The sequence below is a fragment of the Roseimarinus sediminis genome, from assembly GCF_050433125.1.
GTDB lineage: Bacteria > Bacteroidota > Bacteroidia > Bacteroidales > Prolixibacteraceae > Roseimarinus > Roseimarinus sediminis.
In genome coordinates this window covers 277,137-291,171 of the sequence record NZ_JBNPXV010000006.1, presented here as the reverse complement: position 1 = coordinate 291,171, position 14,035 = coordinate 277,137, and the positions used below count along the sequence as shown (strand labels likewise).

The following is a 14,035-nucleotide window of genomic DNA, read 5'->3' as shown; positions in this document are numbered from 1 at the left end:
ACTAGCTTACTTTCTTCCCCTTTTGTAACCACAGGTAGGCATCCTCGAGGTTGGGAGCCATTGCTGTCGCCTCAGGATGCGGCTGTCCGTCGGACACAATCCGAAGTTTTACCATGTGTCCCTCCTTAGTATGATGTGCCACATTGAATTTTTTAGTGTACGCTTCAAATTCAGTCTCGTGTACCTGTAACTGCCATACATGCCCATCGGCTTCATCGGTCATATTGCGTGGCGATCCGATATATTGAACCTCGCCCTTTCGGAGTACGGCCACCTGCTTGCACGAACTGGCAATGTCTTCGATAATGTGGGTTGAAAAAATAACAATGCGCTCGCGGCTGAGCTCAACCAGCAAGTTTCTAAAACGGATTCTTTCACGCGGATCAAGGCCGGCAGTAGGTTCATCAACCACCAGTACCCTGGGCAAATGCAAAAGTACCTGTGCAATTCCGATGCGCTGTTTCATTCCACCCGAAAACGACCCGATCTTCTTGTCTTTGTTCTCCCACATGTGAACACTTTCGAGTACTTGTTGCACCCTTTTGTTTCTTTCCTCAGGGTTTTTCTGTTTTTTCAGAATCGCCTGATATTGCAGATAATCCCAGGCCGTCATATTTTCATACATTCCAAAATCCTGCGGCAGATAACCAATTAGTCCCTGTAATTCCTCTCGTTTCAGGTCGGTATCGATATTGTTGAACCACACCTTGCCGTAGCTTTGCTGATTAATGCCGCAAATGGCACGCATGAGTGTCGACTTACCGGCACCATTAGGCCCCAGCAAACCATACATTCCCTTGCCAATTTCGAGTGTTACCCCTTTGAGTGCTTTAAATGGCTGCTGCTTTTTCCCAATTATCGGAATCGACAATACAAACTGGAACAATACCCGACGTAATTCACGGTGGCGGCCTTTCAGTCGCTTCACGTTAATATGTTCGCGATGAATTTTGTTTGAAACAGCATCGATAAGCAGGGCAGCATAGATGAGCAACAACAGAACAATGGAGCCACCAATGTTTTCGTAACTCAGATAGAGATAGGCTACAGCAGCCAGCGGAAACAACCAATGCCACAACTGTTTGGCCAGTTTCACTATCCGCCAGGCACTTTTACCTTCCGAACGCCAAAGTTTCAGCACATTTATTACATCCATTACCATAAAAAACACGGCCGAAAGAAAGGCAAACTTCCAAAATCCCTTTTCAACATAGAAAAACGCCATGTAGGCAGCAAAGCCAATGAGCGGTAACTTCCAGCTCAGTTCATTCAAATCGGAAAACTTTCGATAGTTTTTGGCTTCATTAAAATGGGTGCGCAACTGTTTTCCACCCCGCCATTCACGCACAAAGCGCCCCGGACGGTCGTATACTTTTACCAAATTCTGTATTCGTATCACAATGTCATCATCGACAGGAATGCTGGTTTCGCTTGCCTTTCGCAAACTGTTCAGAATAAACCATACAATAGCAGGCACCAGGGTAATCAGTAAAATGGCACACACCATTTGCCAGATAAAACTGTTCACTTCGAGATAAATAAATAAACCACCTCCGGCAAATAAAGCATATTGAAGTAACTTGAGCCACACGGGCAAATCGCGGAACCAGGCCAGCGCATTATGTAAGCCCGAGTAAAAAGTCGGGATAAATACCAATGTAAGTACTGTACTGAAAGCCAGTCCGCCAATTACCGTTAAAGCAAAGGGGGCACCTATGATTCCCACATACTCCGATTTGCCCATGGCCAGCGGCAACATGGCAATAATGGTGGTTATGGCTGTAATCATGATGGGACGCAAACGTGCCAGTCCGGCCATCATGAGCGCACGCTGACGCCGATAACCGCGCTTTTGCAGAATATTGCTGTAGTCGATCAGGATGATGCCATTGTTCACCACCACCCCCAGTAAAATGATAAAGCCGGTAAGCGTGTTGGCCGACAATAAGGAGTTGCCCGATGCGATGAGTAAAAGCAGGGAACCTATTGCCGCCAGCGGGATCGAGAACATCATTACAAACGGAGTGGCAAACGACTCAAAAACCGAAGCCAGAATCATGTAAATCAAAAAGAAAGCCAGTGCTATCAGTGGATAGTAAGCAGCAAAATCGTCTTCCTCATGAACCACCTCAACGGCAATACCGGCAGGCATTGGGATCGAAGCCACCAAATTATCAACTTCGGTACGGGCCCCTTCGAGTAAATCCTTATCGCCGGTGATTTCATCATCGAAACTATAGGTCAGCTCGATGGTTTTTTCCTGATTCAGCCGGTTGATGCGCGAAATTCCACGGCTATAGTAAATGCGCGAAATATCCTGTAATGCAAAGATTGAGCCTTCGCTGTTCTGAATTTCGAGGTCTTCGAGATCAGTCATTCGCATGGGAGTTAGTTCCTTCACCGTGTCGGTACGAATAACGATGGCATATTCTTCGTTGTTGTGCTGATAGTAAAAGCCCGATTCTACTTCTTTTCTGAACGATGACAATTCACTCATCACATTGGTCATACTCACATTGTTTCGGCCGGTCATTTCGGGATCGAACAAGAGATGCACTTCAGGACGGTTCGAAGCCAGATTATCGCGTACACGGCCAATCTGGTCCATGTCTTCGAGATAATCTTCCATATCGTCGGCCACCTTTTCCATCATGGTATAATCTTCCCCTTTGATGATTACCCGTTCCTGATTCGATCCAATGCCCATCATCCGCTCCATTCGCTGGCCCTGACGCATGCCGCCACCACCGGTACCCGACTGTTCACTGGCGGCTGATTGTTCAAAGTCGATTTCGGCACCTCGATCGTGTTCATCCATGATGTTTTCCACTTCACCGCGGATACTTTGGAAATCACGACCCGCTATTTTTCCAAAATCCTCTTTTAAAACCAGGGTAATTACCGCACTTTCTTCTTCAATTTTACTACTGATAAAATCCCTTTCGGCCAGTTCCATCAGTGCTTCTTCAAGACCAGTCACCAGTTCGTCGGTGGTTTCGAGGGTAGCCCCCGAGTCCATGGTCACGTAAAGGTTCATCTGGTTGTTCTCGACTTCCTGCAGGCTTTGCGTTTGCGTGGCCAGGCTTATCAAAAGCGTGGCAAAAAACACCACCAGGCCGCTAATAATGGTCGTCACCGGATTACGCATGGCCGTTTTCAGCAAGAGCAGATACACCTGTACCATACGGTTTCTGATTGATACTTTTTCAAAAATGGCCATACGGTTTTGCTGTTTCTCCCGCCTCAAAATCAAATAGGTCACCATGGGAATGAGCAAGAGTGCCACCAAAAAAGAGATCATCAGGGTCGAGACAATGGAAACACCGATTTGTCTTCCGAATAATTTCACAATGATGTCGTCGGTAAACAGGAAAGGCAGAAACACGCAAACAGTGGTGAGCGTGGCTGCAAAAACCGAGCGCCAAACCTCGCGGGTCCCGTTCACCACCGCATCGCGTACAGGCACCCCCCGCCCCGCCAGCCGGTAAATGTTCTCAAGTACCACCACGCTGTTATCGATGAGCATGCCAATGGCCAGTGCCATTCCTACCAGGGTTATGCTATTGAGGGTAATACCAAAAGCGTAAAAGAAATTGAAGGCAGCGTACACCGAAATGGGAATCGAAAGTGCTACTGTAAATACCAGCCTGATGTTCCGAAGAAAGAACCACAGGATGATCACCGCCAGTATTCCGCCAATCAGTGCCAGCTCGATGATCTGGTCGATGTTCTTCTCCATTGTTTCGGCCGAGTCGCTCTGCACCAGCAACTCAACGCCCACCGGTTTCAGCTGCCGGTTCAGCTCATCAATCACTTCGCGGGTGCGGTGCGACAGGTCAATCAGGTTGGCTGTGTTGTCATTGATTAGTACCATCGAAATTACATCCATGCCATTCACCCTGCTGTACGATGTTTCCTCTTTGGTTCCGAAGGTAATGGTGGCAATGTCCTTGAGCAGGATGCCCGAAGTGCGGTCGACAACCACCTTCCCGATGTCTGAAATATCTTTGAACTCAGCCGACACATTCACATAGTAGCGTGCCGAGGCATCGTACACTTCGCCCACAAAAGTCCGCTCGTTATGTCCACTTTGCAGCAACTGGCGAATGCGAGCCGGGGTAAGTCCGTAGGCTTCGGCCACATCGGGTGCAATTTCTATCTCGATTGATTTTTCTCTTCCTCCATAGATGTTCACACTCGAAATGCCGTCGATATTCAGCAGCGGATCCTGAATTTCCTTTTCAGCTACATTCCGCAAGCGGTCAACACCACCTTCGCCCAGCACCTGAATGCTCATGAACTGATTGAGCATGGCACGCAAATCGACCTTGTCGAGCACAATCATAAATTCAGCTGGAATTTCGGCTTTCACCTCATTCAGCTTTTCCTGAAGGCGCAACTGCGCATACTTCAGATTCACCCCCTCGTTGAAGGTAATTTCGATGGTTCCGTTTCGCCGGGTAGCCATCGAGCTGATTTCCTCCACACCGTCCATCTGACCAATGGCTCCTTCGAGCGGAATAATGGCCTGCTTTTCCATGTAACCCGGATCCACCTCGATGGTCGAGTTCACCATCACCACCATGGTGGGCAACTCAGGCGTTGGATACAGCTCCATCGACAACTTATTGTACGAGATGATCCCCAACATCACCATGGCTAAAAAAACCATGCTGATCAGTGTTCTTCTGCGGATAATAAAATCCATATTTTATGTTTTATAAGTCATTGAAAAAAAGAGTCATTAGTCACTAAGGAAAAAGTTATTAGAAAACTTTCTTAATGACTATTGACCATTTCCTTCTTTCTATTGACTATTTCCTTTTTAGTCATCACATCGTAAACACAAGGGATTACAACCAAAGTCAGCAGGGTCGATGTGATCAATCCGCCAACTACGGCCCAGGCCATGGGCGAACGCAGCTCGGCACTTTCGCCAAAGCCAAAGGTCAGTGGCAACAGGGCCAGTATGGTTGTTAAGCTGGTCATGATAATGGGCCGAACTCTTTGCAGGGTACCCTGAACGATGGCCAGTCGTTTTTCCATGCCCTTTCGTCTTAGCTGATTCACTGTATCTACAAGAATTATCGAGTCGTTCACCGCGATACCCGCCAGCATAATCATCCCAATGTAAGCCATAATGTTAAGCGGTGTTCCGAGGAAAAAGAAGGTGAGTACTGCACCTACCATGGCCAGCGGAATGGTGAGCAAAATGGTAAACGGATGAATCAGCGATTCAAACTGAGAGGCCATCACCATGTAAACAAGTATGATTGACAGGATGAGTGCAAAAGTCAGACCTTCCATCGATTCACGACGTTTTACTTCATCGCCGGCCATGCGTATGCGATAGCCATCGGGAATGGGCAATTCGGCAATCTTCTCCTCGAGGCTGCTGACTACATGATCGAAAGCCACCGATTCATCAACATAGGCACTTACTTTTCCTACCCTGCTCTGATTGCTGCGGTGAATTTCGCGCGGAAGCTGTTCTTCGGTAATAATGGCCACATCGGCCAGTCGGTATTTGTTGGCTCCACTGGTAATCTCCAGCAGTTCCAGTTCTTTTTTGCTCAGCTTTGGCTGTCTGATGGTGATGTCGCGCATCTCCCCTCCTTCGTCGTACTGACCTGCATCAAGCCCTTCGAGACGGTTTTGCAGTTGCGAAATAATTTGCTCAACCGTAAGATTAAAATAACCTGCCTGAACCCGATCGATGTAAATATCAATTTCGGGAGCTCCGTTTTCGATGGAACTTTCAACATTGTACAAGCCATTCATTCCTTCGGTAACGGTTTTCAGGCGGGCCGTTACCTCGCTGATGATCTCAAGATCTTCGCCCACCACTTCAACCACCAAAGGAGCTTCGTTATTTCCAAGGGTCGACTGCAGGCTACCCTCTTCCTGTTTAAAGGTAAAAGCCACCTCGTTGTTGGCCGCCATGATGTTGCTGAATGTTTGCATCACCTGGTCATAGGCCTCAACACCGACAGCATTCAGGCTCACATACATTAAAGCACTATTTTCACTGCTCAGACTAGTTCCGCCTGCACTTGCAGCCACTTCGCCCACCTGGGTGTACACCGATGCAATTTTGTCACCCATGGCATCGTGTATCATGCTTTCGATGCTTTCCAGCGTGGCGCCCGATGTTTTCAATAACGAACCTTCGGGCAATTCAAATTCTACAGTAAAATTATCGGATGTGGCACCGGGCATGAATTCACTTCCAATGCGGGGAATCAGGAGCATCGAAGCCCCGGTAAGCACTGCTGCTACAACGATCACTCCCCAGCGATAACGCAGAAACCACTCCAGTACCTGCGGATACCATTTCATTTTAATTGATTTTGCCTGCGGTGCTTTGGCTTTCTTTCCAAACAGTTTACTTACCAGAACAGGAATGACCAGAATGGCAACTGCCAACGATGAAAGCAGCGAAAAGGCCACTGTCCAGGCCATGTCCTTGAATAACTCGCCCGAAGCTCCCTGCAAATAAACAATTGGCAGGAAAACAACAATGGTTGTTAAGGTAGAAGCCGTGATGGCTCCCCCCACTTCGGCAGCACCATCGATGGCCGAACGAACTACACTCTTACCGCGCTCCATGTGGCGATAAATATTTTCCATTACGATGATCGCATTATCGACCAGCATCCCCGCTCCCAGGGCCAGACCACCCAGAGTCATTACGTTCAGGGTGAGTCCCTGAAAATACATCAGGGTAAAAGTGGCCACAATTGATACGGGAATGGCAATACTGATGACCAGGGTGGTACTAATGCGTCTTAAGAAAACAAACAGCACCACGATGGCCAGTAAGATGCCGGCCAATGCCGATTGTCGTACTTCCTTAATGGCACCACTAATGAATTTTCCCTGGTTTTTTACCACGGTAAATTCGTAACCCGGCAAGGCTTTGCCGATGTCATCCATGGCTTCGTTCAGTGCTTTTACAGCCTTCACCGTATTGTAGCGGGGCTCTTTGTACACCGACAAGCCAATACAACGCTCCCCATTCAGGGTCACCATGGTTTCGGGTTCTTTATTTTGAACTGAAACAGAGGCTACATCGTAAAGATACACGGGTACGCTTGCCACCGATCCGTCGATTTGTTCTTCGCTTTTCATGCCAACGATGATACGCTCCAGATCGCCGGGCGAGCTAATCATGCTCAGCCCCTTCACACTGAAGTTGACTCCGTTTTCCTCGATCGATCCGCCAGACACATTGCGGTTATAGCTTTGTATTTTCTGACTCAGCTCTGAGGCGGTAATTCCGTATGCTTCGAGCAAATAGGGATTGGTTTCAACAAGAACCTCGGCCACCTCTTCGCCGGCCAGTTTTACATCGGCTATTCCTTCGAGCCTGATCAGCTCATTTCGGATGTAGTTTTCGGCCACCTTGCGCACTTCGTCGAGGTTGAGCAGTTTGTCGTTTTTCAGCGCAACCACCATGACCGGCATGGCATTCGGGTCGTACTGAGTTATGCTTATGGCATCGATGTCTATATTTTGGGCGTAGGTGGTCATGGCCTTCTGAAGGTCGAGAAAAGCCTCATCCATGTCCTTGCCCCAGCTGTACTCAACGGTGATGGTGGCATAGCCCACGCGGCTAAGCGACGATACATTCACCACATCGCTCTGCCTGATGGCCTGCGCTTCGATGTTACGAACAAAGAGGTTTTCTATTTCGTCGGGCGGACGGTTGCCTGCTTCCATTTCGATGTACAAGCGGGGATTGTTTAGTTCGGGAAACAGGTCAACTCCCAGCCGTGAGAATGAGATGTAGCCCAGCAACAAAACAGCCATCACCATCATCAACACCGTAACCGGGTAGTTGACCGAAAATTGCGTTAATTTCTTCATCTTTTCAGCTATTAGATGTTAGAGTAAAGGCCAAGACATGAAATTGAAGATGAGGATACTTGTGATTCATAAGACATAGTTACATCACAGTTCACACCATTCAAGCTACAGGTCTTAAGTCTTCGGTCTCTTATCTTTGATCTAATTTTTTTCAATTTTGAACTTTTACCTTGGTACGATTCGACAGCATCTCGTAACCTTCAACCACCAGTTTTTCTCCAGTATTCAATCCGCTAAGAATTTCCACTTCCGTATCGGTTTCGATACCGGTATTAATTGGTTTTTCAACGGCAGCATTGCGTTCAACAATGAACACCACCTTGCCACGCCGCTTGTTTTGAATCACGTCGCGGTCGATCACAATGGCACTGTCGCGTTTTTCCACCACAATTTCGGCTTTGACAAACATTCCGGGGCGCATCAGCAGGTTGGGGTTTTTAACTTCAAGCACGCCCTTGAAAGTGCGGGTGGCTTCGTTAATGGCCGGTGAGAGCTCGGTAATGACCGCCATTAAAGTATCGTCTTTCAGGTTATAGTTCGTTACAAAGGCCTCCTGCCCCAGTGTGACTGTAGCAATAAATTTCTCGGGAAATTCGGCATTTAGTAAAAGGGAACTGTAATTCATGACCGAAGCGACCAGTGTTCCCGATGGCACCCTCACTCCGGGTGTAAAATAAGGCAGGTTAACAATCACTCCTTCGAAGGGGGCACTCACCACCAGCTTCTTCATTTGCAATTCGGCATTTTCAAAATCATATTTGGCATTCAAATAGCCCAGCTCCGAAGTTTGCAATTCGCGCAGGGTTACCCCGCCTTTGTCGTAAAGCGATTGCTGCTTTTCGTATTCCTGTCGGGCATTTTCCAGATCGAGCTTTTTGGCTTCCATGCGGATACTCAGTTCATATTCCTTGTTTTCGAGTTGAACCAATGCCTGTCCCTTCTTCACCCGATCGCCCATTTTAAAGGGTTTATTCGTTGCGGGATTGATCATCAGCCGGTAGTTTCCTTCGGCTTCGGTGCTCAGCTCAATGCTTCCCTCGGGCGAAACAGTGCCGTTAATTGCCAGCGTGTTGTAGATGCTTTTCTTTTTCACATCGTTTACCCTTACCGGTACACTTACATCGGCTCCCTGTGTTGACTGCTGATTTTGGCAAGCAGAGGCAAGGAGCAACAGGGCCAGGCCCAAAACGAATACTTGTAATCTCATTGCTGTTTGATTTATGTGGTAGTTCATTGCTGTTCTTATTTAACTGTTACTAATTGATGTCTTCAAATTCAGGAGAATAAACCGAAGGCACAATGCTCGTCCGTTTTTCAAAATCCCAGAGCGTCTGAATCTTCATGTTCAAGAGTCCCAACTTATAGTTGATGAGTGCATTGGTCAGTTCATTTTTTTGCGATGAGAGCTGGTTCTGGTAAAGGCTAAGGTCCATCCCCGTCAAATCGCCGTTTTCGTATTTTTCGAGATTCAGTTCGTAGGTCAGGCGTGCATTTTCGATGCTTTTTTGCGCGATTTCAATCTGGTTGATCATATTTTGTAAATCGCGGTAAATCTGGCGGATATTTAATTTGATCGATACTTTTTCGTTTTCAAAATTTAGCTCCTGCATTTTCAACGAAGCTTCAGCAGCCCTCAGGCTCGACTGTTTTTGTCCCCAGTCCCAAAGCGGGATTTCAAACGACAAGGCCACCTGTTGGTTATCGGTGGGCGAATCGTAGAGTTTTCCAATTTCTTCATTATCTCCAAATAGTCCTACCGCCAGGGATACATTTCCCTTGAACTCATTATTGGCATCGACCTGAATAAGATTGAAACGTGCATTTTCGATGTCGATTTCGCGCTGACGTAATTCCATCCGCTGCTTCAGCGCATAGTCGATGGCATCGGCCATTTCCACATCGATGGTTTTCACCTCAACATTGGCGATGATGTCCATTTCATCTTCGAGCGGCAAGCCGATGGTTTGCTTCAATTCGTCTTTGGCATTGGCAAGTGACACTTCGGCATTGTAAACCGACGAGCGGGCATTGGCAAGGTTTAGCTCGGCCTGCCATAATTCTTCGCGGGCAGCTAAACCGGCTTCCACCTTGTTCTTGATCAGGTCGAATGATTTTTGCTGGTTGTCGAGCTCTTCACGGCTGATCAGTAAACTTTGCTGCTGCTGATAAACCTGATAGAAATAACGTGTTACCTGCATTTCGATGTTCAACTTTTGCATGGCATAACTCAGCAATGAATTTTCCAGATCGAGCTCGAGTTCACGCAGGTTCATCTTGGTGCGGTTGTAGGTAAAAATGGGCTGATCGAAACGTAACTGTACGTTGTTGCTAAACGAATTGACCGGATCATTGTCGTTGAGTGCGCTGCTCTGAAAACCAAAACGGTTCACCAGACTCAGGGTACCGTCGCTTGCCTTAATGGGCTGCGAAATACTGAAAGTACCGTTCGATCCCATGTTCTCATAGGTTCGCCATTCCTGAAAGTCCTGGGAATATTCACGCTGATTGCTGTAGGTAAAGGGGCTTACATTGAGTGCAAACCTCGATTTGAGGGCTGCTTTTTGTGCATTCAGTGATTCGCGGCTCCTAAGCAGGTTCAGTTTCGATTGCTGAATGGCCGGACTGTTTTCATAAGCAACTTCGAGGGTATGCTCAAGGGTATAAAGCTCCTGTGCGCTTGTACCTTTTTGCTGAAAGAACAGCACAAGCACAAGCATAAAAAACCATTTGCTAGTATTCATCTTATTCATATTAATTTTCTTTCATCCTTTGCGAGGCATTTTTATTAATTATCGGGATCAATGTTTATTTCTGCTTCACCCATTTTACGGCATCGGCTACCACACGGCTTGCTCCACCAGCATCGGTAAGCGTTACCATGGCACTGTCGCCCGAGAGGTAAAACGAGCCCAGCAGGTTCCATCCGTCTTCAAAATCATCTACTTTGAGTTCTATTTCTTCGGTACCGTCGGCATGAGGGATGATGTAGTGATAGCTTCCATCGTCGCCACCCCGGCCACGTCGGGGGCCGAAACGCCGTGGCGCATTCAGGTACACATATACATCGTAGTAGGCTTCGTCAGGCAAGGCAATGCTCCAGCTGGCCTTTTTGCTGCCATCGCCCGAGCGAATGATCATGGCCGAATGTTCTATTTTTCCAAAGAAACCGGCATCGGGACTCAAACTCCAACTGGCCGGTGCCTGCCCAAAGCCCTGCCCCACAAATTCGGAGCTTTCTTCTTTTTTACGGCTTTCAACAAACTTGCGTAAAGGATTTTCGAGTGCCGGATCGTAGCTTGTAAAACCGGCATCGCGGTTATCAACGATCAGTTCGTTTTCGTTGTAAAGTTCGACCGGCTGATCGACCACCCGCTCATATTCTTCGGCTGCCAGCTTGTTGTTTTTCTCGGCATTCAACCCAAACTGCATCATACTCGAAGGAATGTTTTCGGAAAGCAGGGAATTGAAAATCACCGAACGGGGTGCTTCGTAAAGCAGCATCTGTATTTCTTTCGTTTGCCCGGCATCGACCAGATAGATTCGTTCTTCGGGCTCCGATTCGGCAGCTGCGCCAAAAAATCCGCCACGGCCACCACCCCCTCCTCCGGTTTGGAAGGTGAATTTAACCATTCCGTCAACATCGCTGTAGTTGGTCACTTTGGTCCGTACCAAAAATACAGCCTGCGACTGGTCGATGGTTTCGAACACCTGGTAGGTGCCTACACCAAAGGCTGGCAAACCCGTTGTGTTGTACCAGTCGGCAATAAAACTGCCCATTTCGGTATCGAAGCGCTTCGACAAATCAGCGGCCAGTTCTTCGTAGCTGATATTCCGGTAGCTGTTGTTGTACAGGTAGTCGAGCAGGTATTGTTCAAATTGCGGATCGTCGATTTGCTTTTCCATCCAGGTGAGCAAATAAGCGCCTTTGGCCCTGAGCACCCGGGCAATATCCTGCTGGTCTTCTACCTCAGCAATGATTTGTTTCAGACTCCGCTCTTTCAACAACTGATTGGCCAGCTCATTATCGCCCAGTCCCGACATACGCGACATAAACATTTGCCGGGGGTTATCCTCTCCCTTCATCAAATAACTTTCGAAGGCATAATTAATTACCGGACATTCGTCGGAGCTGATGTAATTGACGTAGTAATAGTAATTTGGAAAGATACTGTATGGATTTGCCTTGCCTGCCTGCCCGTCCTGCTGACCAAACCTCATATCGGCATCTTCGGCAGCAAAGGTACTTCGCAGAAATCCTGTAAATACGCGTGCCTGTATTTCCGCCTCGCTTAGGCCCTCGTTATTTCGTTCGCTATTACGCTCCACCTGGCGTGCGCTCGATTTAAAATCGGCCTGACGCAGATTAAAACCCCATTCGGGATAGTGGATGATTTGCGGCTGATTGTGCGCCTGGGCCGATGTCCATGTATGGGCCTGTGTGGCAAACTGTACCGGAACTTCAACCAGTGAAAAATTCTGATAGGGATAGTACAGGCCCAGAGGGCGTTCATAATCGTCGAGAAATTCAAAAAGCAGATCACTCAGGGTATCCTGAAGTGCTGACAAATGCCGGGTATAAAAGTCGTGCCCCTCGATGTGCGCCAGTTTAACCGCGATGCCGTCGAGATCAATTTTCTTTTCAACATACCTGCCGATGGCCAGCGATAACTGAGGCAACGGATCGCGTACTTCAAATTCGTAAGTCAGACTGTCGCTACTAGTTCGACTGCCCTGCGATTGCGGGAGCAAGCCTTTCGAGGTTTTCACCTTCAAATTAAAACGGGTAAACTGTTGGCTGAAAATTGCAGGACGCAGCGGGTCGTAAAAAACTCCGGGCAAAGGATACCACAACAATTCCTTGGTCAGCAAAACATAGTCATCGGAATAAAAGCCATACTGCCGGTCGATGCGTAAATTCATGAAACGATCGTATGCCAGAAAATCTTCATCATCGGTATCGAGATAAGCAATGCGCTGATCAGGAAGCCCGGAGTAATGAATTGTTACCGTTAACTCTTCACCATTGGTCATGAAACGCTCCAGGGGAACAAATACCAATTGAAGCCGCTGACTGAATTCGGCAATTTCTTCACCGGCTATGTTCACGCTTTCAACTTTAAAGCCTGGATTAATGGTGAAAAAAAGCGTATCGAGTGTACTTCCTGTATCGTTGAATAAAAGCATTTCGGCCGAGGCCTTCATGTTTTTGGCATGCTCCAGTTCGATATTGCATGCTTTTAACTGAGGAACAGCCCGCTTGTACCAGTCGGATGCGACGACTGAATACTGTTCGCGCATTTCAATGGTTTGCCGGTGTTGCTTATACAGTTGAAAGAAGCCGGCACCGGCCAGGAGGGCAAAAACGAGCATCAGTACGGCCGCATAAGTGCCCGCATATTGTTTATTGGGCAAACGGTTCAGTCGCCAGCTGGTAAAAAAGATAAAGGCAATGCCCAGTAAAAAATAGCTGAGCCGGTGAATCAACACATCGCCAGGATTACTAAAGCCAATGATGTCGGAATAAGGAAGTGGTTTTACAAAGGCCATGTAATCGAACAGATAATTGACCTTGTCGCCCAGGTAAAACAATACCAGAGCAATGTATCCCAATAAAAGAATAAAGGCAATGGGCTGGTTTTTGATCAGGTTCATTACAAAAAATGAAAGACCGATAATAAAAACCAGCGAAGGAATGCTTACCAGCAGGAAATACAAAAGAATAGGCAACAACTGAAATTCAACCTGATCGGAAATGATAAGCATAATTGAGGTAAGCAGCATTACCAACAGGTTTAAATACATAAAAACCGAAATCAGGCCGAGTGTTTTACCGCCCAGGTATTCTCCGTTAGTCATTGGCCTGATAAAAAGAACTTCGGAGGTATTGAGTTTCTTATCCCTTTTCATGAAATCGGTCGCCAAAAAAACGGCAATAACCGATTGAAAAATATTAAGCAGAAACATGTTGGCATAAATCATGGACGATGGCATGCTTCTGAAACTCCAGGTAAAAGGATTAAAATTGAACAACATAGTACCACTGTACATGCCAATAATGAACAAGGACAGAATGGCAAAAATGCGGAAGAACCAGCTGCGCAACAAAATTTTACGCTCGTACCTGGAAATGGTTGTAATGTTTTCGAATGAGATCATGGCCAATAAC

General features: G+C 47.2%; 5 protein-coding genes. All 5 read right to left on the bottom strand.

Annotated elements, in window-relative coordinates; genetic code table 11:
* Position 1 precedes the first annotated feature (1 nt).
* The 5 genes from FHS86_RS10055 to FHS86_RS10035 all read right to left on the bottom strand — a co-directional run bounded on the left by FHS86_RS10055 (position 2) and on the right by FHS86_RS10035 (position 14,025).
* The gene (locus FHS86_RS10055) at positions 2 to 4,708 is read right to left on the bottom strand and encodes an efflux RND transporter permease subunit (RefSeq protein WP_429412888.1); all 4,707 of its coding nucleotides are present in this window, start codon (positions 4,706 to 4,708) and stop codon (positions 2 to 4) included.
* A 71-nt stretch (positions 4,709 to 4,779) separates the two neighbouring features.
* Positions 4,780 to 7,869 (bottom strand): efflux RND transporter permease subunit, encoded by a 3,090-nt coding sequence (locus FHS86_RS10050; RefSeq protein ID WP_429412886.1) that lies wholly within the window; start codon positions 7,867 to 7,869, stop codon positions 4,780 to 4,782.
* 151 nt (positions 7,870 to 8,020) lie between these two features.
* The gene (locus tag FHS86_RS10045; protein WP_429412884.1) at positions 8,021 to 9,076 is read right to left on the bottom strand and encodes an efflux RND transporter periplasmic adaptor subunit; all 1,056 of its coding nucleotides are present in this window, start codon (positions 9,074 to 9,076) and stop codon (positions 8,021 to 8,023) included.
* A 49-nt stretch (positions 9,077 to 9,125) separates the two neighbouring features.
* Positions 9,126 to 10,610, bottom strand: a complete 1,485-nt coding sequence (locus FHS86_RS10040; RefSeq protein ID WP_429412882.1) for a TolC family protein — start codon at positions 10,608 to 10,610, stop codon at positions 9,126 to 9,128.
* A 64-nt stretch (positions 10,611 to 10,674) separates the two neighbouring features.
* Positions 10,675 to 14,025, bottom strand: a complete 3,351-nt coding sequence (locus tag FHS86_RS10035; protein ID WP_429412880.1) for a golvesin C-terminal-like domain-containing protein — start codon at positions 14,023 to 14,025, stop codon at positions 10,675 to 10,677.
* Positions 14,026 to 14,035 lie beyond the last annotated feature (10 nt).

Excerpts from the sequence above, each read along its gene's own strand:
- FHS86_RS10055 (WP_429412888.1), bottom strand. The coding sequence starts at position 4,708 with ATGGATTTTATTATCCGCAGAAGAACACTGATCAGCATGGTTTTTTTA.
- FHS86_RS10050 (WP_429412886.1), bottom strand. The coding sequence starts at position 7,869 with ATGAAGAAATTAACGCAATTTTCGGTCAACTACCCGGTTACGGTGTTG.
- FHS86_RS10045 (WP_429412884.1), bottom strand. The coding sequence starts at position 9,076 with ATGAGATTACAAGTATTCGTTTTGGGCCTGGCCCTGTTGCTCCTTGCC.
- FHS86_RS10040 (WP_429412882.1), bottom strand. The coding sequence starts at position 10,610 with ATGAATACTAGCAAATGGTTTTTTATGCTTGTGCTTGTGCTGTTCTTT.
- FHS86_RS10035 (WP_429412880.1), bottom strand. The coding sequence starts at position 14,025 with ATGATCTCATTCGAAAACATTACAACCATTTCCAGGTACGAGCGTAAA.